25 protein-coding genes are annotated in these 24,721 nt (G+C 74.3%); 21 read left to right on the top strand and 4 right to left on the bottom strand.

The window, feature by feature from the left end; genetic code table 11:
* The first annotated feature begins 41 nt into the window (after positions 1 to 41).
* From O2W17_RS05815 to O2W17_RS05915, 21 genes are all read left to right on the top strand, one after another.
* Positions 42 to 803 carry a FliH/SctL family protein gene (locus tag O2W17_RS05815; RefSeq protein ID WP_269191451.1) on the top strand — a complete coding sequence of 254 codons (762 nt, stop codon included), beginning with the start codon at positions 42 to 44 and terminating at the stop codon, positions 801 to 803.
* A complete protein-coding gene (locus tag O2W17_RS05820; RefSeq protein ID WP_269191452.1) occupies positions 800 to 2,110 on the top strand; it encodes a FliI/YscN family ATPase in 1,311 nt (436 codons plus the stop codon). Before O2W17_RS05815 ends, O2W17_RS05820 begins: the two co-directional genes overlap by 4 nt.
* Entirely contained in the window at positions 2,107 to 2,562 is a 456-nt protein-coding gene (locus tag O2W17_RS05825; RefSeq protein WP_269191453.1) for a flagellar export protein FliJ, read from the top strand. The genes O2W17_RS05820 and O2W17_RS05825 overlap by 4 nt, the downstream gene beginning before the upstream one ends.
* Complete coding sequence (locus tag O2W17_RS05830; protein WP_269191454.1) at positions 2,550 to 3,506, top strand: transglycosylase SLT domain-containing protein; 957 nt, start codon at positions 2,550 to 2,552, stop codon at positions 3,504 to 3,506. The genes O2W17_RS05825 and O2W17_RS05830 overlap by 13 nt, the downstream gene beginning before the upstream one ends.
* Positions 3,503 to 4,879 carry a flagellar hook-length control protein FliK gene (locus O2W17_RS05835; protein ID WP_269191455.1) on the top strand — a complete coding sequence of 459 codons (1,377 nt, stop codon included), beginning with the start codon at positions 3,503 to 3,505 and terminating at the stop codon, positions 4,877 to 4,879. The genes O2W17_RS05830 and O2W17_RS05835 overlap by 4 nt, the downstream gene beginning before the upstream one ends.
* 19 nt (positions 4,880 to 4,898) lie before the next feature.
* Positions 4,899 to 5,321: a flagellar hook assembly protein FlgD gene (locus tag O2W17_RS05840; protein WP_269191456.1), complete on the top strand. Its 423-nt coding sequence runs from the start codon at positions 4,899 to 4,901 to the stop codon at positions 5,319 to 5,321.
* A 67-nt stretch (positions 5,322 to 5,388) separates the two neighbouring features.
* A complete protein-coding gene (locus O2W17_RS05845; RefSeq protein WP_269191457.1) occupies positions 5,389 to 6,621 on the top strand; it encodes a flagellar hook protein FlgE in 1,233 nt (410 codons plus the stop codon).
* A gap of 164 nt (positions 6,622 to 6,785) precedes the next feature.
* The gene (locus O2W17_RS05850) at positions 6,786 to 7,073 is read left to right on the top strand and encodes a flagellar FlbD family protein (protein ID WP_269191458.1); all 288 of its coding nucleotides are present in this window, start codon (positions 6,786 to 6,788) and stop codon (positions 7,071 to 7,073) included.
* Between the two features lie 3 nt (positions 7,074 to 7,076).
* On the top strand, positions 7,077 to 7,847 hold the full coding sequence (locus tag O2W17_RS05855; RefSeq protein ID WP_269191459.1) for a motility protein A: 771 nt from the start codon (positions 7,077 to 7,079) through the stop codon (positions 7,845 to 7,847).
* 25 nt (positions 7,848 to 7,872) lie between these two features.
* Positions 7,873 to 8,775 carry an OmpA/MotB family protein gene (locus O2W17_RS05860; RefSeq protein WP_269191460.1) on the top strand — a complete coding sequence of 301 codons (903 nt, stop codon included), beginning with the start codon at positions 7,873 to 7,875 and terminating at the stop codon, positions 8,773 to 8,775.
* The gene (locus O2W17_RS05865) at positions 8,772 to 9,257 is read left to right on the top strand and encodes a flagellar basal body-associated FliL family protein (RefSeq protein WP_269191461.1); all 486 of its coding nucleotides are present in this window, start codon (positions 8,772 to 8,774) and stop codon (positions 9,255 to 9,257) included. The genes O2W17_RS05860 and O2W17_RS05865 overlap by 4 nt, the downstream gene beginning before the upstream one ends.
* Before the next feature lie 178 nt (positions 9,258 to 9,435).
* Positions 9,436 to 10,431, top strand: a complete 996-nt coding sequence (locus O2W17_RS05870) for a flagellar motor switch protein FliM (protein WP_269191462.1) — start codon at positions 9,436 to 9,438, stop codon at positions 10,429 to 10,431.
* The gene (gene fliN, locus O2W17_RS05875) at positions 10,428 to 11,168 is read left to right on the top strand and encodes a flagellar motor switch protein FliN (protein ID WP_269191463.1); all 741 of its coding nucleotides are present in this window, start codon (positions 10,428 to 10,430) and stop codon (positions 11,166 to 11,168) included. Before O2W17_RS05870 ends, fliN begins: the two co-directional genes overlap by 4 nt.
* On the top strand, positions 11,165 to 11,602 hold the full coding sequence (locus tag O2W17_RS05880; protein ID WP_269191464.1) for a FliO/MopB family protein: 438 nt from the start codon (positions 11,165 to 11,167) through the stop codon (positions 11,600 to 11,602). Before fliN ends, O2W17_RS05880 begins: the two co-directional genes overlap by 4 nt.
* Positions 11,599 to 12,447, top strand: a complete 849-nt coding sequence (fliP, locus tag O2W17_RS05885) for a flagellar type III secretion system pore protein FliP (RefSeq protein ID WP_269191465.1) — start codon at positions 11,599 to 11,601, stop codon at positions 12,445 to 12,447. The genes O2W17_RS05880 and fliP overlap by 4 nt, the downstream gene beginning before the upstream one ends.
* Positions 12,448 to 12,532: 85 nt before the next feature.
* Positions 12,533 to 12,808, top strand: a complete 276-nt coding sequence (fliQ, locus tag O2W17_RS05890) for a flagellar biosynthesis protein FliQ (protein WP_269191466.1) — start codon at positions 12,533 to 12,535, stop codon at positions 12,806 to 12,808.
* Between the two features lie 4 nt (positions 12,809 to 12,812).
* Positions 12,813 to 13,577 carry a flagellar biosynthetic protein FliR gene (gene fliR, locus O2W17_RS05895; RefSeq protein WP_269191467.1) on the top strand — a complete coding sequence of 255 codons (765 nt, stop codon included), beginning with the start codon at positions 12,813 to 12,815 and terminating at the stop codon, positions 13,575 to 13,577.
* A complete protein-coding gene (locus tag O2W17_RS05900) occupies positions 13,577 to 14,725 on the top strand; it encodes an EscU/YscU/HrcU family type III secretion system export apparatus switch protein (RefSeq protein ID WP_269191468.1) in 1,149 nt (382 codons plus the stop codon). The genes fliR and O2W17_RS05900 overlap by 1 nt, the downstream gene beginning before the upstream one ends.
* Before the next feature lie 174 nt (positions 14,726 to 14,899).
* Complete coding sequence (gene flhA / locus O2W17_RS05905) at positions 14,900 to 16,945, top strand: flagellar biosynthesis protein FlhA (RefSeq protein ID WP_269191469.1); 2,046 nt, start codon at positions 14,900 to 14,902, stop codon at positions 16,943 to 16,945.
* A complete protein-coding gene (locus O2W17_RS05910; RefSeq protein WP_269191470.1) occupies positions 16,926 to 19,919 on the top strand; it encodes a hypothetical protein in 2,994 nt (997 codons plus the stop codon). The genes flhA and O2W17_RS05910 overlap by 20 nt, the downstream gene beginning before the upstream one ends.
* Positions 19,916 to 20,161, top strand: coding sequence for a hypothetical protein (locus tag O2W17_RS05915; protein ID WP_269191471.1), 246 nt, complete (start codon positions 19,916 to 19,918; stop codon positions 20,159 to 20,161). Before O2W17_RS05910 ends, O2W17_RS05915 begins: the two co-directional genes overlap by 4 nt.
* A gap of 83 nt (positions 20,162 to 20,244) precedes the next feature.
* On the opposite strand, the gene O2W17_RS05920 is transcribed toward O2W17_RS05915, so the two are convergent.
* The 4 genes from O2W17_RS05920 to O2W17_RS05935 all read right to left on the bottom strand — a co-directional run bounded on the left by O2W17_RS05920 (position 20,245) and on the right by O2W17_RS05935 (position 24,670).
* Positions 20,245 to 21,180: a type IV toxin-antitoxin system AbiEi family antitoxin domain-containing protein gene (locus O2W17_RS05920; RefSeq protein ID WP_269191472.1), complete on the bottom strand. Its 936-nt coding sequence runs from the start codon at positions 21,178 to 21,180 to the stop codon at positions 20,245 to 20,247.
* Between the two features lie 166 nt (positions 21,181 to 21,346).
* Positions 21,347 to 22,642, bottom strand: coding sequence for a PhoH family protein (locus O2W17_RS05925; protein WP_269191473.1), 1,296 nt, complete (start codon positions 22,640 to 22,642; stop codon positions 21,347 to 21,349).
* A 265-nt stretch (positions 22,643 to 22,907) separates the two neighbouring features.
* A complete protein-coding gene (locus tag O2W17_RS05930; protein ID WP_269191474.1) occupies positions 22,908 to 23,666 on the bottom strand; it encodes an ABC transporter permease in 759 nt (252 codons plus the stop codon).
* Positions 23,663 to 24,670, bottom strand: coding sequence for an ATP-binding cassette domain-containing protein (locus tag O2W17_RS05935; RefSeq protein WP_269191475.1), 1,008 nt, complete (start codon positions 24,668 to 24,670; stop codon positions 23,663 to 23,665). Before O2W17_RS05935 ends, O2W17_RS05930 begins: the two co-directional genes overlap by 4 nt.
* Positions 24,671 to 24,721 lie beyond the last annotated feature (51 nt).

Below are 24,721 nucleotides of genomic sequence, written 5' to 3' on the forward strand. Positions count from 1 at the left end.
GCGGCGGCTCCGCCGCGCTGGCCCGCCCCTACCGGGAGGTCATGGCCGAGCGCGGCGCCGCCGTCGCGGCAGCCGTGCCGGTCGCCCGCCCGGCGACGGCGGTGCCGGCCTCCGTGCCGGCGCCGGCCCCCTCCCCGGCCATCCCGTTCCAGCCCTCGCCGGTGGAGCGCCGGACGTCGGTGCGCCGTGCCGAGGACCAGCCGGTCGCCGGCAGCAAGCCCTCCTTCCGGCTCGGCGACGTCTACGCCGAGGAGCTCTCCCGGCTGCGGGCACAGGCCCGCACCGAGGGCTTCGCCGCCGGCCATGCCGAGGGTCTGCTGGCCGCCGACGCGGTGGTCGCCGAGGCCGAGCGCGCCGCCGAGCAGCGGCTCGCCGAGGTCCAGGCGCGCTGGGAGCGGCGCCTGGTCTCGGCCACCGCCGCGCTCGGTGCGGCGGCCCGGCAGCTGGAGGGGACCGCCGTGCCGGTGGCCGACGACATCCGCGACTCGATCGTCGGCACGGTGCTGACCCTCGTCGAGGACCTCCTCGGCCGCGAGCTCGCGCTGTCCGCCGACCCGGTCATGGACGCCGTCCGCCGGGCCCTGACCTTCTGCCCGGCCGACGCCCCGACGGTCGTGCGGCTGCATCCCGACGACCTCGCCGAGGTGCCCGCCGAGGCGCTCGCGGAGCTGCCCGCCAGCGTGCGCGTCGTCGCCGACCCCGCCGTCGAGCGGGCCGGTGCGGTCGCCGAGTCCGGCCCCCGCCGGATCGACGCGCAGCTGAGCTCGGCGCTGCAGCGGGTGCAGGCGGTGCTCGGGTCGTGAGCGTCTCCCCCGTGCTGCTGGAGCGTGCCCGCGCAGCCGCCCGCCCGCAGGTGACCGGCACGGTCACCGGCGCCATGGGCCTGACCCTCAGCGTCGACGGCGTCAGCGCGGCCGTCGGCGACCTGGTCGAGGTGGACCCGGCCGACCGGCCGCTGCTCGCCGAGGTCGTCGCCGTGGGCCGCGACCGCCTCACCTGCATGCCGCTGGGCGGCCTCTCCGGCGTCCACGCCGGCGCCCCGGTCCGCGCCACCGGCCGCCCCCTCCAGGTGCCGGTGGGCGAGGCGCTGCTCGGCCGCGTCCTCGACGGCCTCGGCCGCCCCGTGGACGGTGGCCCGCCGCTGGGCAGCCGGGTCGACTGGGTGGACCTGGAGACGCAGACCCCGCACGCGCTCTCCCGCGCCCGGGTCGAGGAGCCCCTCACCTTCGGCGTCCGCGCGCTGGACACCCTCGTCCCCTGCGGCAAGGGCCAGCGCCTCGGCATCTTCGCGGGCTCCGGCGTCGGCAAGTCCAGCCTGCTCGCCCAGATCACCCGCGGCACCGACGCCGACGTGCGGGTCATCGGGCTGATCGGCGAGCGCGGCCGCGAGGTGCGCGAGTTCATCGAGGAGAACCTCGGCCCGGAGGGCCTCGCCCGCACGGTCGTCGTCGTCGCGACCTCCGACGAGCCCCCGCTGGTGCGGCTCAAGGCCGCCTTCGTCGCCACCCGCATCGCCGAGGCCTTCCGCGACGAGGGCCGCGACGTCCTGCTGCTGATGGACTCCATCACCCGGACGGCGATGGCCCAGCGCGAGGTCGGCCTCTCCGCCGGGGAACCGCCCGCGACCCGCGGCTACCCGCCGAGCGTCTTCGCGATGATGCCGCAACTGCTGGAGAAGGCCGGGACCGGCACCACCGGCTCCATCACCGGTCTGTACACCGTGCTCGTCGAGGGCGACGACCACAACGAGCCCATCGCCGACACCGCCCGCTCGATCCTCGACGGGCACATCGTCCTCACCCGCAAGCTGGCCACGACCGGGCACTTCCCCGCCATCGACGTGCTGGAGTCGATCTCCCGCGTCGCCGGCGCGGTGGTGCCACCGGCGCAGATGGCCGACGCCCGGGAGATCCGCCGGCTCATGGGCGCGCTGCGCGACGTCCGCGAGCTGATCGAGATCGGCGCGTACCAGGCCGGCAGCGACCCGCTCGTCGACCGGGCCCGCCAGCTCGCGCCCGGCATCGACGCGTTCCTGCAGCAGCCGCTGGGCGAGTCCACCCCGCCCGCCGAGGCGTGGGCGTGGCTGCAGCGGATCGTGAGGGGCGGATGAAGCCGACCCGCTTCCGGCTGCAGCCGGTGCTCGAGCTGCGCCGCACCGAGGAGCGCGCCGCGGCCGCCGCGGCCGCTGCCGCCGCCACCTCGGCCGCCGACGCCGCCCGGCGGGCGACCGAGTACGAGACGGCCCTGTCCGGCGCGGTGCTGCCGCCGTCGCTCCCGGCCGGGTCCTTCGTGGCGGCCATGGTGCTGCTGCGCACGGCCGCCACCGACGCCGCCGATGCCCGGGCCCTGGCCACGGCGCAGGCCGAGCAGGCCGAGGCCGTCCGCGCGGAGTGGACCGCCGCCGCGCAGCGCACCAAGGCCCTGGAGCGCCTCGCCGAGCGCCACCGGGCCGCCCAGCAGCACGCCGCCGACGTCGCCGAGGAGCGCGCCGCCGACGATCTGGTCACCGGCCGGGCCGGCCGGGGCACCGGCGCACCGAGGGGGACGGCATGGACGGACTGACCGCCGTGCAGGCCCGGATCTCCGAGATCCAGGCCCGGTTCCAGCCGACCGCGACCGCGACCGCGACCTCGTCCGCGGCCTGGGCGTCGGCCGCCGGCGCCGCGGGCCTGACCGGCACCTCGGCGGCCGGCACCTCGGCGACCGGCGGGGGCACCGCGTCGGGCAGCGCCGTCGTCACCGAGGCGCAGAAGTACCTCGGCGTCCCCTACCTGTGGGGCGGGACCGACCCGGGCAAGGGCCTGGACTGCTCCGGGTTCACCAAGCTGGTCATGGGCAACCTGGGCGTCGAGCTGCCGCGCACCTCCTCCCAGCAGGCCACCACCGGCAAGGCCGTCGCCTCGCTCGACTCCGCCCGCCCGGGCGACCTGGTCTTCTTCGACTACTCCTCGGACCGGCCCGGGGTCGACCACGTCGGCATCTACGTGGGCGACGGCAAGATGATCGACTCGCCGAAGCCCGGGGGCACCGTCGGCATCCGTGACGTCGGTACCCCGACCGCCATCCGCCGGGTCCTGCCGGAGACGGCCGCGGCGCCGACGGCACGTCCCACCGGCTCCGCGCTCACAGGGGTCCCGTACGCCGACCTGTTCACCCGCGCGGCCGGCAGGCACGGGGTCGACGCCCCGCTGCTCGCGGCGGTCGCCAAGCAGGAGAGCGGCTTCGACGCCTCGGCCGTCTCCCCCGCCGGCGCCCAGGGCCTCATGCAGTTCATGCCGGCGACCGCCCGGGGCCTGGGCGTCGACCCGCTCGACCCCGGCTCGGCGATCGACGGCGCCGCGAAGTACCTCAGCAGCCTGACCCAGCAGTTCGGCTCCACCGAGCTGGCGCTGGCCGCCTACAACTCCGGCCCCGGGACGGTCAGCCGCTACGGGGGCATCCCGCCCTACCCGGAGACCCAGAACTACGTCCGCTCCGTGATGAGCAAGGCAGAGGCCTACCGATGACAGCTCCTGTGACCTCCGCCGTCCCGGCCGCGCGCGCGGCGTCGACGTCGTCCTCCGACGGCGGGTCCACCGACAGCGCGGCGCCCTTCGCGTCCGCCCTCGACGGTGCGCTGGCCGGCGGCCGGGGCGCGGTCCGGGACGCCGGGACCGGCAGCGGGCAGCAGTCCTCCGGCGGGTCGGCGACCGGCGGCGAGACCGAGGCGCCGGCCGACGGTGCGGTGCCGGTCGTCGACGCCGCCGTGGCGGGCGTGGCCGCGGCGCTGTGGGCGCTGGCCCTCGGCGCGGCCGCGGGCCCGGCCCCGGGTGGCCCGGTTCCCGCCGGGCCGGCGACCGCGGTACCGCCCGGCGCCCTCGTGGCGGGGTTCGTGCCGCCGGGGCCGCCGGTCCTGCCGGCGATCCCTGCCGGGCCGGCCGCGGACGTCCCGGCCGTCCCCGCGCCGGCCGTGCCCGCACCGATGGCGGGGCCGGCCGCAGGCGGTCGGCCCGCGGCAGCCGGCCCGGCGGTCCCGGCCGTCCCCGCACCGGCCACCGTGGCGACGGCGGCCGGGCCGCTGCCCGTCGTCACCGTCGCGGCCACGGCAGCCGGCCCGGCCGGCGGCGCCGAGGCCCCTGCCGGCCCGCCGCCCGCCGGTCCGGGCCCGGCCACCTCCACCGGGGCCGGTCCCTCCGACGGCACCCCTGCCCCGGTCCTCGCGGCGGGTCCTCCCGCGGCGGGGTCCGACCGGCCCGGTGACGGCGAGCCGCGGCCGGGCTCCCCCGCCCTCGCCGTGCCGGGGACGGAGACCACCGCGGAGACGGCTCCCGAGTCCGCGGCACCGGTCACGTCCCCGGCCGGCGGCGCCCCGGCGGTCTCCCCGGCCGGCGCGGCCGTGCCGGCTCCGGCCGACGTCGACGCGGCCACCGGGACCGGCGCCTCGCTGCCGGTCTCCGGTCAGGTCGCCCGGCAGGTGGCGGTGCTCAGCGGGGCCGGCGACGGCACCCACACGATGACGCTGGTGCTCACCCCCGAGAACCTCGGGCCGGTCGAGGTCCGGGTGACCGTCAGCGAGAAAGGCCTCGACCTGACCCTGCGCGGCGCCTCCGAGCTGGGCCGCGCGGCGCTCCTCGACGCGCTCCCCGAGCTCCGCCGCGACCTGGAGTCCGCCGGCCTGACCCCCTCGAAGGTCGAGCTCGACGCCGACGCCGACACCTCCTGGCTCGCCCGGCACGCCGCCGAGCAGCAGGCGCAGCAGGGATCCGGCGACCGCGGACCGGCACGGGACCGGGCCGGCGAGCGGTTCCCGTCCGGGGATCGGACTGCCGATAGCGGAGAAGGGCGCGCGAACCAGCCCCGCACCCGTTCCACGTCGTCCGGCGTGGACGTGCTCGCCTGAGAGAAGGAGCCACCCACCGATGCCGGACGCAGTGACCGGAGCCACCAGCGCTGCCGCGACCTACTCGGCCACGAACACCGTGGACCGCGGCGACCAGATGGGCAAGGACACCTTCCTCAAGCTCCTCGTCGCCCAGATGAAGTACCAGGACCCCGGCAACCCCGCTGACACCAACCAGCTGATGGCGCAGACGGCGACCTTCAGCCAGGTGGAGAAGCTCGAGGAGATCGCCAAGCAGAACGCCTCGATGCTGGCCCTGCAGCGCTCCAGCAGCGCGGGCGCGATGGTCGGCCAGACGGTCACCTACACGGACTCGACCGGCGCCGCGAAGAGCGGTGTCGTCAGCTCCGTCCGCCTGGCCACCGACAAGGCCGAGGCCGAGGCCACCATCGGCGGCGTCGCCGTGCCCGTCGGCCGGATCACCGCCGTCGGCGCCGGCTGACCCCCACCCCGGCCCCGCGCCGACCCGCGCGCCACCATCCCGAGCCCCAACCCGGAGGAGACCCCCGATGCTCCGCTCCATGTTCTCCGCCATCTCCGGTCTGCGTGCCCACCAGACCAAGATGGACGTCACCGGCAACAACATCGCCAACGTCAACACCGTCGGCTTCAAGAGCAGCGCCACCGTCTTCCAGGACACGCTCTCCCAGGTCGTGCGCGCCGGCGGTCAGCCGGCCGCCGACCGGGGTGGCACGAACCCGGCGCAGATCGGTCTCGGCGTCAAGCTGGCCGGCATCACCACCAACTGGACCAACGGTGCGGCGCAGTCCACCGGCCGGTCCACCGACTTCATGATCGAGGGCGACGGGTTCTTCGTCGTCAACGGTGCGGGCGGCCAGCAGCTGTTCACCCGCGCCGGCTCGTTCGACTTCGACGCCAGCGGCAAGCTGGTCACCCCGGACGGCTCGATCCTGCAGGGCTGGGTGGCCGACGCGAACGGCGTCGTGAACGCCAACGGTCCGGTCCGGGACCTGACCGTGCCCTACGGGCAGATCGTGAACCCGAAGCCGACGACGGCCGGCAGCATCCTGGGCAATCTGCCCTCCGACGTCGCCGACGGGACCACCTTCCAGGTCGGCGCCGACATGTACGACAGCCAGGGCGTGCTGCAGAAGGTCGCCTACAACCTGGCGAAGACCGGCCCCAACACCTGGGACGTCAGCGTCGTGCACGCCGACGGGACCCCGCTCATGGGGACCACCGGGATCGTGTTCGACGCCGCCGGCAACCTGACCACCCCGGCCGGTCCGAACTTCGCGCTGGCCCCGTTCACGCCGGCCGGCTACCCCAGCTGGACCAACCCGGTGACGATGAGCCTGGCCGGGCTGACGCAGTTCGGCGGGGCCAACACGCTGGCCGCGCCGAAGCCGGACGGCTACGCCCTCGGTTCCCTGCAGTCGTTCACGCTCAGCAACGACGGCACGATCACCGGGGTCTACTCCAACGGCCTGCGCCAGCCCCTGGGCCAGCTGGCCATGGCCTCGTTCAACAACCCCAGCGGCCTGGAGAAGGCCGGTAACTCCGCCTTCCGCGTCGGCGACAACTCCGGCGTCGCGATGATCGGCCTGGCCGGCCAGGGCGGCCGCGGCGAGCTGAGCTCCGGCGCGCTGGAGATGTCGAACGTGGACCTCAGCGAGGAGTTCACCGGCCTGATCGTCGCCCAGCGCGGCTTCCAGGCGAACAGCCGGGTGATCACCGCCTCGGACGAGATCCTCCAGGACCTGGTGAACCTCAAGCGCTGACGCACGTCGCTCCACCGGCCGACGGCCCGGCCGCCCGGAAGGGTGACCGGGCCGTCCGTCACACGCCCCCGGCCAGGGCGTTTCGGCTCAAGGAAGCCCGTTCCGGGACCGATGAGAACTGTGCTGCCCGTTCCACGGGCCCCACCGAGCAAGAGGACCGACCCGTGATCCGAGTGACGCGCCTGAACGGCGACCAGTTCGCGCTCAACCCCGACCTCATCGAGAAGGTCGAGGCCCACCCCGACACGGTTGCCTTCCTGGTGGACGGCACGAAGTACGTGGTGCGGGAGAGCGTGGACGAGGTGCTCCAGGAGATCTGCGAGTACCGCGCCGGCATCCTCGCCATCTCGTACGCGATGGACCGCGGCACCTACCGCCCGCACGTCCCCGAGCAGCAGCAGGACATCGGCGACTCGTCGGTCGTGCCCTTCCCGATCCGAGAGGAGCGCTGACCCGTGGATCCGGCCACCCTGATCGGTTTCGTCATCTCGATGGCGGCGCTCCTGGTCTTCATGATCATGGAGGGCGCCGACCCGAGCTCGCTGATCTTCATCCCGGCGATCATCCTGGTCATCGTCGCCACGTTCGGCGCGGCGATGTCGGGCCAGACGATGGACGACCTCAAGAAGATGCCCGGCTGGATGAAGATGGCCCTGATGCCGGCCAAGGTGCCGCCGCCCACCGACCAGATCCAGACCCTGGTCTCGCTGGCGGAGAAGGCCCGCAAGGAGGGACTGCTGGCCCTCGAGGGGCAGGTCAAGGCGATCGAGGACCCGTTCCTGCGGCGCGGCCTGCAGATGGGCATCGACGGCACCGACCCGGAGGAGCTCCGCGCGGTCCTGGAGAGCGAGATCGCGGCCAAGAAGTCCGAGGACAAGGTCGCCGCCAAGTTCATGACCACGATGGGCGGCTACGCGCCGACCATCGGCATCGTCGGCTGCATCGTCGGCCTGATGAACGTGATGGGCAGCCTGAGCAACCCCGAGGCTCTGGGGCCGATGATCGCCGCGGCGTTCGTCGCCACGCTGTGGGGCGTCATGGCCGCGAACTTCTGGTTCCTCCCCATGGGCGCCAAGATCATGCGCGTCAGCGAGCTGCAGGCCGCGCAGATGGAGCTCCTGGTCGAGGGCATCACCGAGATCCAGGCCGGCACCAGCCCGCGCGCCGTCCGGCTCAAACTGACCTCGCTCGTGCCGCCGGGTTCCGTCGCGAAGGAGGCGGCGTGAGCCCCGGGACCGCCCGGGCCGGCTCGTGAGCTCCGGCCACGGCCGGCGCCGGGGGAAGAAGCACGAGGAGGAGGAGCACGAGAACCACGAGCGGTGGCTGGTGTCCTACGCGGACATGATGACGCTGCTTCTGGTGCTCTTCGTGGTGCTCTACGCCATGAGCCAGGTGGACACGGCCAAGTTCGCCGCCCTGGCCAAGGGCCTGAACGAGAGCCTGGGCGGCCCGATCACGGTGACGCCGGCTGCGTCCCCCGAGGAGTCCGTCCTCGACGGGCTGCCGGGCGCCATCGACATCGCCTCCGCCATCCCGCCGGACCCGACGGTCCAGCAGGCGCAGGTCGACCAGGCCGCGGCCCGGGCGGCGGCCGAGCGCGCCGAGCGGATCGCCGCCGAGGCCGCGGCCGCGTACGACGAGCTGGCCGCGGCCCGCGACCGGATCGAGGCGGCGCTCGCCGAGGCGGGCTACGCCGGCGCCGCGCGGTACGAGATCGACGAGCGCGGCCTGGTCGTGCACATCGTGGCCGACCAGGTGCTCTTCGACGCGGAGGAGGCCGTGCTGCGGCCCGAGGGCCGCGCGATCCTGGCCGCCGTCGCCCCCGCCGTGACCGGGCTGCCGAACCAGCTCGGCGTCGAGGGCCACACCAACCACCTCCCGGTCACCCGGGGCGGCCCGTGGCCGTCGAACTGGGAGCTGTCGACCTACCGCGCCACCACCGTGCTGCGGTACCTCGGCGACCAGGGCGTCCCGCAGCCGCGGATGTCCGCCACCGGCTACTCCTCGACCCGGCCGCTGGTGCCCGAGTCCGACCCGAACGCCGTCACCGTCAACCGGCGCGTCGACGTCGTCGTCCTGTCCACCGCCTCGGCGGAGGCCAACGCCCTCCTGCCGGGCATCGACGCCGCCGCCAACCAGGGAGTTCCCGAATGAGCAAGGACAAGACCGCCCCCGCCCCCGCCGACGGCGAGGAGGGCGAGGGGAGGGGCGGGAAGAAGAAGCTCCTCCTCGTCCTGGCCGCCGTGCTGCTCGCCGGCGCCGGCGCCGGCTACTTCTTCCTCTTCGCCGGCTCGGCCGAGGCCGAGGCCGTGGAGCCGGTGTCCAGCGGCACCTACCTCCCGCTCGAGCCGGTGGCGGTGAACCTCGCCGGCGGCGGCTACCTGAAGATCGGCGTCGCCCTGGAGCTGACCGAGGAGGGGGCCGCCGCCGGCGACGGGCACGGCGGAGGGGGCGTCGACGGCACCAAGGCCCTGGACCTGGTCATCTCCACGTTCTCCCAGGCCGCGCCGGCCGACGTCACCGGTGCCCGGGAGGCGCTCAAGGAGTCGCTGCAGGCGAAGATCGTCGAGGCCTACACCGACCACGACGTCAAGGCGGTCATGGGCATCTACTACACCGAGTACGTCACCCAGTGACGTACTCGCCGCGGCGCTCCGGCGCCGCGGCGGCCCGACCACGCAGGGGTGTCCTCCGGTTCCGGAGGGCACCCCTGACGCGCGTCAGGGGCCCCACCCGTCACACCACCCCCTGTCGGCACGGTGGCCGCTCGGTGCCCGGTCAGGGTGGTCCCGCGCCCCGCCGATGAGGCTTCTCGTGACCACCCCCGAGACCGGACCGGCCCCGGCCGCCGCGCCGGCCCCGGCACCCGCACCAGCACCCGCCGCCGGCCCGGGCGGCCGCAGCCGCCGCGGGGAGCCGCGCACCTACGACTTCCGCCGCCCGACGAAGCTCTCCCGCGAGCACGTGCGGGTCATGCAGATCGCCCAGGAGAACTTCGCCCGCCAGGCGACGACCATCCTGACGACGTTCCTGCGCGCGGGCGCCCGCCTGGAGCTGGGCAGCATCGAGCAGTTCTCGTACGACGACTACATCGGGACGCTGCCCAACCCCACCTTCATCTCGACGTTCACCATGGAGCCCCTGGCCGGCAAGGGGCTGCTGGCGTTCCCGCTCGACATGGCGATGTCGATGGTCGACCACATGCTCGGCGGATCGGGCAGCGCCGCCCAGCCCAACCGGCCGATGACGGCGATGGAGACCACCATCACCAACCACCTGCTGGAGCGGCTGCTCGACGAGTTCGCCACCTCGCTGAACCCGGTCACCGACATCCAGCCGGTGCTGGTCGGGCGCGAGTACAACCCCCAGCTGGCCCAGGCCGCCGCCGGCTCGGACACCGTCATGGTGGCCACCTTCGCCATGGCCGTCGGCAGCCGCGAGGGCGAGGCGACGGTCGTGCTGCCGTTCTCCTCCTTCGCCCAGTCGCTCAACAACGCGGCGTCCCCGCAGCTGTCGGAGTCCGCGCTGCGCAAGCGGCAGCGGGCCCGTGAGGCCCTGGCCGCCCGGCTCAACCTCGTGCCGGTCGACGTGAGCGTGCGCTTCGCCCCGCTCACCGTCTCCTCCTCCGACCTGCTCTCCCTCGCCGTCGACGACGTGCTGCTGCTCCGCCACCCGCGGGACAGCCCGCTCGAGGTCACGACCAACGACACGACGTTCGCCTACGCGATCGCCAGCAACCACCGGCGCCGGCTCGCCGCCTCGATCGTCCCCACCCCGCACGCTCCGCACGCCGCGAAGGACTCCGCATGACCGCGCCCCGCACCAACTCGCAGGACTCCCAGACCGTCACGGCGGTCGTCGCCGCGGCCGCGCGCGCGGCCGCCGCCCTGGTCCCCTCGACCTCGGCCCTGACGGCCGGCGCCCCGGTCAGCGACCCCGACACCGTCCCTCTCCCCCCGGCCGCCGCCGTCGCGGTGACCGCCGGCCTCTCCGGCGAGGTGTCCGGCGACGTCGTCCTGGTGATCTCCGGTGACGTCGTCGACGCCCTGCAGAACTCCCCAGTCGGCCAGATGGACGTCGCCTCCGCGCTGCGCCCGGCCCTCGAGGCGGCCGCCGCGGCCCTGGGCCGGGTGCGCGTGGCCGCCGAGCGCACCGAGGAGCCGGTGGCCGCGCTCGACGGGCTGCGCGACAAGGGCATGTTCGTCGCCGTCCCGCTCCTGGGCGACGGCGAGCACCAGGCGACGCTCGCCCTCCAGGTCACCCTCCCGGCCACCCGCGACCAGCGCGGCAGCCTGGAGCTCCTCCGGCACGTGGCCATGGAGGTCACCGTGGAGATCGGGCGCACCCGGATGACCGTGCAGGAGCTGCTCTCGCTGCACCCCGGCGAGGTCGTCGAGCTCGACCGCGCGGCCAGCGCCCCGGCCGACCTGCTGGTCAACGGCACGCTCATCGCCCGCGGCGAGGTCGTCGTCGTCGACGAGGACTTCGGGCTGCGGATCAGCGAGATCGTGACCGACGCGGCAGAGCTGGGAGCCGCGGCCTCATGACGTGGATGATCATCCGGCTGTTCCTGTCGCTGGCCCTGATCGGCGGCGTGCTCTGGTGGGCCGCCGCCCTGGCCAAGAAGAAGGGCCTGGGCCAGGGCAACGGCCTGATCGAGGTCGTCGCCCGGCAGCGCATGGGCCGCACCAGCACCGTCAACGTCGTCCGGATCGCCGACGTCGTCCTGGTCATCGGCGCCACCGAGGAGCAGGTCACCCTGCTGGCCGAGGTCGACGCCGAGGCCGTGGACGCCGCGCTCGGCGACCGGCGCGCACCGGTCCGGCTGCGCCCCGCCGGCGAGCCGGGCGAGGACGCGCCGGCCATCCCGGCGCAGGTCGCCCGCTCCGCCGACGGCGTGCTCGCCGGGTCGGTCCTGGACCGCAACAGCTGGGGCACGCTGGTCGACGGGCTGCGCGATCGCACGGTCCGCCGGTCATGACCGCCCTCGTGCGCCCGCTGCCGCGGCCGGGCAGCAGCCCGGGGACCCGGCGGCGCACCGCCGTCGTCCTGCTGGCGCTGCTGCTCGCCACCGTGGCGGCGGTGCTGCTCGCCGGCCCGGCGACGGCCGCACCGACGGCACCGACGGCACCGACCGCGCCCGTCGCACCCACGGTGGACGGCAACGTGGACATCTCCATCGGCGACGGCTCACCCAGCAGCTCCATCACCCTGATCCTCGCGATCACGGTCCTCTCGGTCGCACCGTCGGTGCTGCTGCTGGCCACCTCGTTCACCAAGATCATCGTGGTCCTGGGGCTGACCCGGAACGCGCTCGGCATGGCGACGTCGCCCCCGAACCAGGTGCTCACCGGAATCGCCCTGTTCCTCACGCTGTTCGTGATGGGCCCGGTGCTCACCGACATCAACGAGCTCGCCGTCCAGCCCTACATGGACGGGGCGATGTCGGTGTCGCAGGCCTACGACGCCGGTGTCGTGCCGCTGCGCGAGTTCCTCCTGGCCAACACCCGCGAGGACGAGCTGACGCTGATGATCGGGCTCTCCGGCGAAGAGGCCCCCGCCGACGCGGCGGCGGTCAGCATGACGACGCTGATCCCGGCGTTCGTCCTCTCGGAGCTGAAGAGCGCGTTCATCATCGGGCTGGTCATCTTCATCCCGTTCCTGGTGCTCGACATGCTCGTCAGCGCCGCGCTCATGGCGCTCGGCATGATGATGGTCCCGCCGACCATCGTGTCGCTGCCCTTCAAGCTGCTGCTCTTCGTCGTCGTCGACGGCTGGGCGCTCATCACCACCGCGCTGGTGGGTTCCTACGGAGGGGCGGGGTAGCGATGAGCAACGCGAGAACGACGAGCGAGCGAGCATCGCAGGGAGCGCCAGCGACCGAGGAGCGGAACGAGTTCGGAGTCGAGCCATGAGCGACGCCGACGTCACGGAGATCGCCGCGCAGACCATGATGGTCGCCGCGAAGGTCGCCGCCCCGATCCTGCTGACCGCGCTGCTGGTCGGCTTCCTGATCTCGCTGTTCCAGGCGGCGACGCAGATCCAGGAGGCCACGCTCTCCTTCGTCCCGAAGATGATCGCCGTGTCGATCGCCCTGCTGGTGACCGGGAACTGGGTGCTCTCCGAGCTGGTCAGCTTCACCCACACCCTGTTCGACCAGCTGCCGGCGCTGCTCGACCGGACGTAGCGCCGTGGACCTCTCGGTCCCGGCGGTCACGCTCGCCGCCCTGCTCCTCGGCACGGCGCGCGCCGCCGGCTTCGTCCTCTTCGCCCCGCCGTTCAACTCCCGGGTCATCCCGGGTGCGGTCAAGGGTGCGCTGGCGCTGTCGCTGTCGGTGCTGCTCTCGACCCAGATCGCCCCGACCCTCCCCGCACCGACGGCCGGCTTCCTGCTGGTCACCGCCCTCACCGAGGTGGTCATCGGCGCGGCGCTGGGCTTCGTCGTCCAGGTGCTGTTCACGGCCGTGCAGATGGCCGGCGACATCCTCGACGTGGCCGGCGGCTTCTCGCTGCAGCCGGGCTACGACCCGATGGCGATGACCCAGAACAGCTCGCTGGGCAAGCTGCACTACCTGCTGGCCACCACCCTGCTGTTCACCAGCGGCGGGCACCTGCTCATGGTCAAGGGGTTCGCCACCTCCTACGAGGGGCTGCCGGTCGGCGGGGACGTGCCCACCGACCAGATCGCGGCGGTCCTCATCACCGCGTTCTCGATGATGTTCCTGGCCGCGCTGCAGATCGCCGGGCCGATGGTCGCCGTGCTGCTGCTCGCCGACGTCGCGCTGGCCCTGCTCAGCCGGGCCGCACCCGCGCTCAACGTCTTCGCCCTCGGCTTCCCGGTGAAGATCATGCTGACCCTGGCGATGCTCGGGCTCACCTTCCCGCTGCTCCCCCCGGCTCTGGACGGCCTGCTCGAGCACGGCACCCGCGCCATGATCTCCCTGCGCGGCGGCTGATGGCCAAGGACGGACCGGGCGGGGAGAAGACCGAGGCGCCCACTCCCCAGCGCCTGAAGAAGGCGCGCAAGGACGGGCAGATCCCGCGCACCCAGGAGCTGGGCACCTGGCTGGGCGTGGCGGCGGCGAGCTTCCTGCTGCCGATGCTCGTGGGCAATGCGTTCGACGCCGTCCAGCAGCTGTTCGTGCACGTGGGCACGGTGGTGAAGAACCCCCAGGCCTCCTCGGTCACCGCCCTGCTGGGCAAGGCCCTCATCGCCTTCCTGACGACGCTGCTCCCCACCGCGGTCGCGCTGATGCTCGTGGGCGTGGCGGCGTCGGCGGCCCAGGGCGGGGTGCACGTGACGGGCAAGCCGATGCAGCCCAAGCTCAAGAAGCTCAACCCGTTCCCGGGGATGAAGCGGATGTTCGGGACCCAGGGCCTCTGGGAGGCGACGAAGGCGCTGATCAAGACCGCCGCCCTCGGCACGGTCGTCATCATCACCAGCGAACGGGCGCAGGCGCTGGTGTCCTCCGCGGGTTCGCTGCCCCTGTCGGCGGTCGCGGCCACCTTCACCGACTCCGCCGTGCTGATGTTCCGCGTCGTCGCGGTCACCGGCCTGGTCATCGCCGTCGCCGACTACCTCGTCGTGCGCAAGAAGATGATGAAAGAGCTCAAGATGAGCAAGTACGAGATCCAGCAGGAGTACAAGCAGGCCGAGGGCGACCCGCACATGAAGGCGCACCGCCGCGGGGTGCAGATGGCGATGTCGCGGAACCGGATGATGAGCGAGGTCGCCGAGGCCGACGTCCTGCTGGTGAACCCCACCCACGTCGCCGTGGCCCTCAAGTACGACGCCGCCAAGGGCGCGCCGCGCGTGGTCGCCAAGGGCGCCGGGGCGGTGGCGGCGAAGCTGCGCGAGAAGGCCGCGGAGGCCCGCGTCCCGATGGTCCAGGACATCCCCCTGGCCCGGGCGCTGCACGCATCCTGCGAGCTCGGCCAGGAGGTCCCGCCGCAGCTGTTCACCGCGGTCGCCCGCGTGCTCGCCTTCGTCATGCACCTTGGTGCCCGCGGGGTGCGCGGCGGGTTCCACCGCCCGGGCTTCGAGGCCCCCGACACCACCGACCTGCCGAAGGCCGGCCGGCGCCGCCCCACCGTCGCCGCCTGACCCGTGTTGATCAGGTCACCTGGTCGATCCGGGTCCTGGCTCACCGTCGACCGTGAGCCAGGACCCGCCACGGTGAGCCAGGACCGGCAGTTCCGGGGAGGTACCGGCCCGTCGCCGGCCTGCCGATGAGGGAGGGGTGAGCCAGCGTCCGTCGTGCCCGCCCGGGATGGGCCAGTGAAGGGCCTGGGCAAGGCCGCCGTCCCGATCGGCGTCGTCGCCATCGTGCTCATGCTGGTGGTGCCGCTGCCGGCGGCGATGATGGACCTGCTGATCGGGCTCAACCTCGCGGTCTCGCTGCTGATCCTGCTGGTGGCGATGCAGATCAAGAAGCCGCTGGACTTCGCCGTCTTCCCGTCGCTGCTGCTCATCGCGACGCTCTTCCGGCTGGCGCTCAACGTCTCGTCCACCCGGCTCGTGCTCACCGACGGCTACGCCGGCAAGGTGATCGAGGCCTTCGGCCACATCGTCATCGGCGGCTCTCTCATCGTCGGCCTGGTGATCTTCCTGATCCTGACGATCGTGCAGTTCGTCGTGATCACCAACGGTGCCGGCCGGGTGGCCGAGGTGGGCGCTCGCTTCACCCTCGACGCCATGCCCGGCAAGCAGATGGCCATCGACGCCGACCTGAACGCCGGCCTGATCAACGAGGCGCAGGCGCGCAAGCGCCGGCACGAGGTCACCGCCGAGGCGGACTTCTACGGCTCGATGGACGGCGCGTCGAAGTTCGTCAAGGGCGACGCCATCGCCGGCATCATCGTCACGCTGGTGAACCTGATCGGCGGCTTCGCCATCGGGATGATGCAGCGCGGCCTGGCCCCGGCCGAGGCCGTCACCACGTACTCGCTGCTGACCGTCGGCGACGGCCTGGTCTCGATGATCCCGGCGCTGCTCATGTCGACCGCGACCGGCATCATCGTCACGCGCTCGGCCACCGAGGGCGACATGGGCACGGACCTGATCGCCCAGCTGGGCCGCTTCAAGCAGCCGGTGCGCATCGCCGGAGGCGCGGCCCTGGCCCTGTGCCTGATCCCGGGCCTGCCGAAGCTGCCGTTCCTGCTCGTCGGCGGGCTCTTCCTGTTCCTCTCCACCCGGATGGCCGACGAGCCGGAGGTCGACGAGGAGGCCGAGGCCGCCGCGGCCGCCGCCGAGATGGAGCCCGCGCCGGACTCCCCCGAGGCCATCGCCGAGAAGATGCGGGTCGACCCGCTGGAGCTGGAGGTCGCCTTCGACCTGGTCGACCTGGTCGACGCCGCCCGCGGCGGGGACCTGCTCGACCGGGTCAAGGCGCTGCGCCGCAAGGTCGCGATGGAGACCGGGCTGGTCATCCCGCTGGTGCGCACCCGCGACAACCTCGACCTGCCCTCGTCGCAGTACGTCATCTGGCTCAACGGCGTCCCGGTGGCCAAGGGCAGCTCCCCCGCCGGCACCATCCTGGCCATCGGTGACGCCCTGGACGGGCTGCCCGGCAAGCCGACCCGCGAGCCGGTGTTCGGCCTGGCCGCCAAGTGGGTGCCCGTCGAGCTGCAGCGCGCCGCCGAGATGGCCGGGGCGACCGTCGTCGACCGCTCCTCGGTCATCACCACGCACCTGGCGGAGGTCGTGCGGCAGAACGCCGCCGAGCTCCTCGGCCGGGAGGACGTCCGCCTGCTCGTGGAGATGGTGCGCCGCTCGCACCCCGTCGTCGTCGAGGAGCTGACGCCGACCCTGCTCACCCTGGGAGAGGTGCAACGCGTGTTGCACTCGTTGCTCGCCGAGGGTGTGTCGATCCGCGACCTGGTGCGCATCTTCGAGGCACTCTCTGTGCGTGCCAAGCACTCGACCGAACTCGACGGTCTGGTCGAGGCGGTCCGGGCTGCGCTCGGGTCGGCGATCAGCCAGCCCTACGTCACGCCGGACGAGCGGCTGCACGTGTTCACCCTGGAGCCCGGCTTCGAGCAGCGGCTGCTCGAGTCCGTCCGCCAGACCGAGATGGGCGCCGTCCTGGCCCTCGACGCCGGCACGGTGGACGCCCTCGTCCACGGCTGCGGCGGCATGCTCGAGGAGGCCGAGCGGCAGGGCCTGTCCCCGGTCCTCGTCTGCTCGCCCCAGGTCCGCGCGGCCCTCTCGCGGCTGATGCGCCAGATCCTGCCCCGGCTGCCGGTCATCTCCTACGCGGAGGTGTCCCGGACGGCCCAGATCGAGTCGCTGGGAGTGGTGAGCGGTGCCGTTGCGATCCGTTGAGGCCGCCACGCGCGACGACGCGATCGCGGCCGCGCGCGAGCAGTTCGGGCCGCACGCCCGGGTCGTCGGCGTGCGCCGGGTGCGGTCCGGTGGCGTGCTCGGCTTCTTCGCCACCGAGCGCTACATCGCCGAGGTGGCCCCCGACCAGTTCCTCCGGCCCGGCGTCCCCTCGCCGTCGACCGGGCCCGTGCCCGCCGCCACCGTCGCCGCCTACGACTCCCCGCTGGCGTCGGCGGCCCCCGCCCGCGCGCGCTCGGCGGCACCCGCCCGCAACGGGGCGGCCGCATGGGCCGCAGAGGCTGCCCGGTCGGCGCCGTCCGGCACCGCTTCGGCCCAGCAGCTGTCGGTGCGCCCGGTGACCCCGCGCGCCACCCACATGGTGACGCGGCCGCTGGAGGACGACCTCCGGCTCGACGAGCTGGCCGGCCTGCTCGGCGACCCGGTGCCGGCCTCGGCCGCGGGGCCGTCCTCCGGGTCCCTGCCGGCCGCCGGCTTCGCGCTCTCCGACGTCCCGTCGGCCCCGTCCACCGGCTACGGCCGCGGTGCGGCAGCCACCCGCGCCACGTTCCCGCAGACCACCCGCGAGGCCGCGCCCGCAGCCTCGCGGTCGCAGACCGCCTCGGCGCCGGCGAGGAAGCCGGCGACGGACGAGGCCCCGGCCCCGTCGCCGTTCACGGCCGCGCTCGCCCGCATGGTCTCCGGGGACCGCGAGGTGCGCCAGGCCGTCGCCGAGGCGCTGGAGCAGCCGGCCGGGCTCTCCACGGCCCCGGCTCCAGCGACGTCCGCGGACGAGCCGGCCGGCACACCGGCGCTCCGGCCGACCCTGGCCGCGGCCATCCGTTCAGCAGATCCGTCGATGCGGTCGCAGGCCGTGCACCAGGAGGAGACCCCGGTGAGAGATCAGGCCACCGCGCCGCCCTCCACGGCCACGACCAGCACCACCGGGACCCTGCCCGCCTGGGCGGAGCCCGACCCCGTCGCGGCGGCACCGTCCACGCGGCAGGAGGAGATCGCCGAAGCGCTGCGTGCGGCGCTGGCCAAGGGGCACTCCGACGAGGCCCTCGCCGGCATCCTGCGCAAGATGCTCGCCGGCGACCCGCCGCAGGAGGCGATCGCCGAGCCCGTGGTCGCGCCGGTCCCCCCCGAGCCGGTCCTCGTCGAGCCGGAGGTCGTCGAGCCGGAGGTCGTGGCGCCGTCCGCGACCCTGCCGACCGTGCCCGAGCCGCGCGTGGCCGAGCCGGTCACCGCCCAGCCCGTGGCGGTCGCCGTCGTCGAGCCGCTCGCCGTCGTGGAGCCGGCTGCCTTGGAGCCGGCTGCCTTCGAGCCGGCTGCGTCGCTCTTCACCACGTCGCTCTTCACCACGCCGCTCTCCGCCACGCCGGCCGCCGCCCCGGAGCCCGTCCCGGCGCCCGTCGTCGAAGCGGCTCTCGACCTCGCGGTCCCCTCGTCGTCGTTCTCGCTGTTCGACACCCCGGCTCCCGCGGCCCCGGTCGTGGACCTCGGCTGGGACGCCCCCGCCGTCGCCACGCCGCTGTGGGGGGAGCCGGCCACCGACGCCGACGCCCCTCCCGCGCGCACCGACGCCCCGATCCGGGCCGACGTCCTCCTCGAGGACCCGGCACCGTCCGCGTCCGCCGACGTCGTCGCGCCCCCCGCACCCGTCGTCGAGGACTGGCTGCCGCCGGTCACCGCGGAGGCGCCGGCCTCCCTCCCCGTCGTCGAGGACACCGTCGTCGTCGACGAGCCCGCCGCCGACGAGTCCGCGGCGACCGTCGGAACCCCCGAGCCGGAGGAGCAGCCCACCGCGACCGTGGAGGCGGCCGTCCCCGCCGTCGAGGAGCCGGACGTGGAGTCCGCGGTCGAGGCAGTGGCCGAGGCGCCGAGCGAGACCGTCGAGGTCGCGGAGGCCGCGGAGGTGGCGCCGCTGCTCGCCCGCACGGCCAGCGACCCCGCTCCGCTCTCCATGTCGCTGGACGCGACCACCGTCATGCCGCGCGTCTCCCTGCTCCCGCCGCTGCCGGGTTCCCGGGGCCGTGGTCTGCCGCCCGTGCCGCCGTCGTCGTCCCGGCCCGCCGTCCCGTCGGCTCGGCCGGCGTCCTCCGGCGCTCCCGAGAAGACCGCGGACGAGCCCGCCGCCGTGGCCGACACCCCCACCCCGGCGCCCCGCGCCCTGGCGACGGTCACCCGCCTGCCGGTGGCACCGCTCATGGCCACCGACGACGTGCCGGAGCTCGACGACGAGGACGAGCTCTTCGCGGCGTCCCCGCGCATCGAGGCCCCGGCGCAGCCGACCCCCACCACCCCGGAGGAGGTCGTCACCCGCCTGGCCGGCCTCGGCGTCCCGCAGGAGCTGCTCGGCGAGGGCTTCGCCCGCCGCGTGGCGGTCGACGGCACCTATGCCGCGCTCACCCGCGTGCTGGCCACCCGGCTGCCCGAGGTGCCCGCAGTTCCCGGCGGCGCCGGTGAGGTGCTGTTCCTGGTCGGCCCGGGGGTGGAGACCCTGCGCGCCGCCCGGGGGCTGGCCGCCTCGCTCCGGCTGGACCCGGACCGGGTGCAGTGGGCGACGCGCGGCGACCTGGCGGGCCTGGCCCCCAAGGGCAGCCGCATGACCACGATCGACGCGGCGATCGACCGCCGTCAGGAGTCGGCCACCGCCGGCACGGTGACCATCGTGGCCGTCGACGCACCGCTGCGCAGCGACGTCTACTGGATGGCGCAGATGCTGGCCATCTGGTCGCCGGCCGCCGTCTGGGCCGTCGTGGAGGCGACCCGCAAGCCCGAGGACCTGGAGCTGTGGCTCGACGGGCTGGCCCGGGTGGACGCGCTGGTCGTGCAGGACACCGATCTCAGCGCCGACCCCGCCGCGGTGCTGCAGCGGCTCGCCGTGCCCGTGGCCCTCCTGGACGGCGTGCCTGCGACGCCGCACCGCTGGGCGTCGCTCCTCTGCGAGCGCCTGGACAGCCCGCAGGCATGAACCCGCTGCGCTGGGACGTGCTCCTCGTCGGGTTCGTGCTGGCCATCCCGGTCCTCGCGCTGGGCCTGCGCGGGGACTTCACGACCGAGGAGATGGTGGACCGGCTGCCGTGGTGCCTGGCCGCCGGCTGGGCCGCGGTCGCCCTGGTGCGCGCGGTCGCTGCTCCGCCGAAGCCTGCCCCGAAGCCCCGGCGGCGTCCCGCGCCGCAGCCGGCTCCCGCCGAGGAGCCCGCCGACGCCTGACCAGGTGGACCGCTCCTGGGGTCGAACTCCCGCCGGCAGACCCCTGCAGGACTCCACGAGCACGAGTTCGACCCCCGGACCCGTCATCCCCGGCGGCCCCGGGTCCGCTCCTGGGCTCTGCGCACCTTGGCCGCGAGCCGGTGCGGGACGGCGAGCTCGGCCCAGATCCAGCGCACCACGCCCCACTGCTCGTCCCGGATGGCGTCCTCCCGGAGCTTCTCGGCGAAGACCGCGTCGCCGGGCTCCTGCCCCGGCCGCAGCAGTCGGCCGTACTTCACCCGCCCGTCGAACTCGCCGGCGAGCCCGGCGTCCTCCCACGCGAAGTCCGTCCTGGCCACCAGCGCTCCGCTCCCTGACCTGATCTCGAACTGCAGCGCCGACGGCGCCAGCTGCCAGCGCTGGAGGATCACCCGGCTCCGGCTCTCGCCGACGCTCTCGCTGCGGGGGTCCGCCGCGGCGACCGCCCGTGCCGCGCTCCGTGCGCCGGGCGAACCGGCGATGTCGAAGAGCCGCGTGCGCAGCTCGTCGAGCGCCAGCCGACCCCGGTGCAGCGCGGCGTCCAGCGCGACGACGGCAGCCTCGTGCGGTAGCGAGCGGGCCAGATCGAGCATCGTGCGGACCGGCCCGGTCACCAGGACGCCGTCCACGTCGACCAGCTCGTCGTCACGCATGCGGGCGACGTGGCAGCACAGCACCCTGCTCCGGTCGTGCCACGAGCCGGGCGGCCGGGTGACGTGCACGCGGTCGAGCGGGACGTCCCACAACGGCAGCCCGAGGAGGACCGCTGCCGATTGGTGGCTCACCACGGCCGGACGGCGCAGCTGCGCCACGGTGGCCTGCACGAGGAGGGCATGGCGGGCCGCCGGCGCGGCGGGGAGGACGGTGTCGACGTAGGCGCCCCGCCGCAACCGGGCCAGCTCCCCGGCGCGCACGGCGCGCGCCAGTTCGTCGTCGGACCATCCGGCGGCGACGGCGTCACGGCGGAGGCGGAGGGGCGGCACGGCGGGCGGCTCGGTCATGCGCCGACCGTCCGGCGCCCGCGACGCCGGGGCCAGGGCCGCAGCGGTCCGGTGGATGGAGCCCTGACCTGTGGACGACTGCGCTCTGGGGGTGGTTCTCGCGCTACCGGGGTCCGGCAGGACCCGCGGGGCACGAGGAACACCCCCAGAGCGGCCGCGGATCAGGTCAGAGCGGCAGGTCCTCCAGCATCTCGGTGACCAGCGCCGCGATCGGCGAGCGCTCGGACCGGGTGAGCGTCATGTGCGCGAACAGGACGTGCCCCTTGAGCTTCTCGATGACCGCCGTGACGCCGTCGTGCCGGCCGACCCGCAGGTTGTCGCGCTGGGCGACGTCGTGGGTGAGCACCACCCGGGAGTTGCTGCCCAGCCGGGAGAGCACGGTCAGCAGCACGCCGCGCTCCAGCGACTGCGCCTCGTCGACGATCACGAAGGAGTCGTGCAGCGACCGCCCGCGGATGTGGGTCAGCGGGAGCACCTCGATGAGGTCTCGCGCGGCGATCTCGTCGAGCACGTCCTTGGACACCAGGGCACCGAGGGTGTCGTACACCGCCTGCGCCCAGGGCGACATCTTCTCGCCCTCGCTGCCCGGCAGGTACCCGAGCTCCTGGCCGCCGACGGCGTACAGCGGCCGGAAGATGACGACCTTCTTGTGCGCCCGCCGCTCCATCACCGACTCGAGCCCGGCGCACAGCGCCAGCGCCGACTTGCCGGTGCCCGCCCGGCCGCCCAGCGAGACGATGCCGATCTCCGGGTCGAGCAGGAGATCCAGCGCCACCCGCTGCTCGGCCGAGCGCCCGTGCAGGCCGAACGCCTCCCGGTCGCCGCGGACCAACCGCACCTTCTTGTCCGGCAGGACGCGGCCGAGAGCCGATCCGCGCGAGGACAGCAGCACCAGCCCGGTGTGCGTGGGCAGCTCGGCCGCGGCCGGCAGGAAGGCCTCCCCGGCCTCGTAGAGCTCGTCGATGTCGGCGTCGTCGAGGCTCAGCTCGGCCATCCCGGTCCAGCCGGCGTCGACCGCGTCGAGCACCCGGTACTCGTCGGCCTCCAGGCCGACCGCCGCCGCCTTGACCCGCAGCGGCACGTCCTTGGTCACCAGGCAGACGTCCCGGCCCTCGGCCCGCAGGTTGAGCGCCACCATCATGATCCGGCTGTCGTTGCTGTCGTTGCGGAAGCCCGCCGGGAGCACCGACGGGTCGCTGTGGTTCAGCTCGACGTGCAGCGTGCCGCCCTCCTCCCCCACCGGGACGGGGGCGTCCAGCCGGCCGTGGGTGACCCGCAGGTCGTCCAGGATGCGCAGCGTCTGGCGGGCGAACCACCCCAGCTCCGGGTGGTTGCGCTTGTCCTCCAGCTCCCCGATGACGACGAGCGGCAGCACCACGTCGGCGTCCCCGAAGCGCAGCAGCGCGCCGGGGTCGGAGAGCAGGACCGAGGTGTCGAGGACGAACGTGCGGCGAGTGTTCACGAATCGGCTCCCGTGGGGCGCACCTGCGGTGGCAGAGCGCGCCCCGGCTCGAAGGTGACCGGGCCCCGGCACAGGGGCCGGGTACCGGCCCCTCTGGACGACGAACGCTGTCGCACCAACCGGGCCTCCCGTGGACGGCGAGGGCAGCTCGCCGTCCACTGCGGACGCTAGGCCCGGGGAGTGACATCCGCGTGACGTACACCCCACGAAGAGGGGTGGATGTCACCCGGAAGAACCACCGGTACCAGCCGTCCCACCCGGTCGGTCAGCTCGACTCGCGGCGGAACCGGCGCACGCCGAAGAGCCACCCGAGCACCGCCAGCAACGCGGTCAGCACGACGCCCCACCAGGCGGTCGCGGTGCCGTAGCCGCCGACGAAGAACTCGCGCGCCGCCTCGACGATGTGCTTGAACGGGTTCACGTCGCTGACGGCCTGCAGCCAGCCCGGCGCGAGGGTCATCGGCAGCAGGATCCCCGACAGCAGCACGACGGGGAACACCACCGCGTTCAGCAGCGGCGCGAACGCGTCCTCGCTCTTGAGCGTCAGCGCGAGGGCGTAGGACACCGCGGCGAGCGCGCCCCCGAGCAGCGCCACGAGGACCAGGGTCAGGGCGACGCCGGCGACCGGGGCGCGCAGCCCCAGCGGGAGCGCGACCAGCACCAGCAGGACGCCCTGCGTCAGCAGGACGACGACGTCGCGCAGCACCCGGCCCAGCAGCAGGGCCGTGCGGCTGGCCGGGGTGACCCGCTGGCTCTCGACGACGCCGGCCCGCCACTCGGCGATGAGGCCGAAGCCGACGAACAGCGCGCCGAACATGCCCAGCTGCACGAGGATGCCCGGCACGAAGATCTGGTAGGCGTTGCCCGGACCGAGCTGATCGGCGAGCGGCTCCAGCAGCGGGCCGAACAGCACGATGTAGAGGATCGGCTGCATCAGGCTGATCAGCAGCCAGGCCGGGTTGCGCAGCGACATGCGCATCGCGCGGGTGAAGACCGTCCCCGTGTCGCGCAGCAGGGTGTTCACCGGGCGGCCACTTCCGGGGCAGGGGCGGGCGCCGGTGCGCCGCCGGACTCGCGCAGGGAGCGCCCGGTCAGGCCGAGGAAGACGTCGTCGAGGCTGGGCCGGCGGCTCTCGATGCCGCTGACGACGATGCCGGCGGCGTCCAGCGCGCGCACCAGGTCGATCAGCGCGCGACCCCCGTGCGGGACCCGGCCGACCACCCGGTCGGCGACCAGCTGCGGCGGCTCGGCGCCCGGCAGCCGACCGACCAGGCCGGCCACCTCGGCGACCTGCTCCGGGCGCTCGACCGTCACGGTGAGGACGTCGCCGCCGACCTGCGACTTCAGCTGGTCGGGGGTGCCCTCGGCGACGATCGCGCCGTGGTCGATGACCAGGATCCGGTCGCAGAGCGCGTCGGCCTCGTCGAGGTAGTGGGTGGTGAGGAAGACCGTGGTGCCGCGGTCCTCCCGCAGCCCGCGGATGTGCTGCCACAGGTTCGCCCGGGCCTGCGGGTCCAGCCCCGTCGTCGGCTCGTCGAGGAACACCAGCTCGGGCACGTGGATCAGGCCGACCGCGATGTCCAGCCGGCGGCGCTGGCCGCCGGACATGGCCTTGGGCTGGCGCTCCCACAGGCCGTGGAGGTCCAGCTCGGCGAACAGCTGCCGGCCGCGCTCGGTGGCCTCGGCGGTGCTCATCCCGTAGAGCCGCGCGTGGGCGACGACCTCCTCCCCCGCCCGCGCCTCGGGCGCGGTGGACCCGCTCTGCGACACGTAGCCGATCCGGCGGCGGACCCCGACCGGGTCGGTCCGCAGGTCGCAACCGGCCACCGTGGCGGTCCCGGCCGTCGGCTCGAGCAGCGTGGTGAGCATGCGCAGCGTCGTGGTCTTGCCCGCGCCGTTGGGGCCCAGGAAGCCGACGATCTCACCCGGCGCGACGTCGAGGTCGACCCCCGCGACGGCGTGCACCTCCTGCTTGCGCTTGCGGAACGTGCGGGCCAGGCCGCGGGCGTGGATCACGCGCGACAGCATCCACCGGTCCCCCCTACAGCTTCCACCGGTTTCGCCGAGGGCGTCAGCGGG

The organism is Blastococcus sp. VKM Ac-2987, from assembly GCF_026967805.1.
Lineage (GTDB): Bacteria > Actinomycetota > Actinomycetes > Mycobacteriales > Geodermatophilaceae > Blastococcus.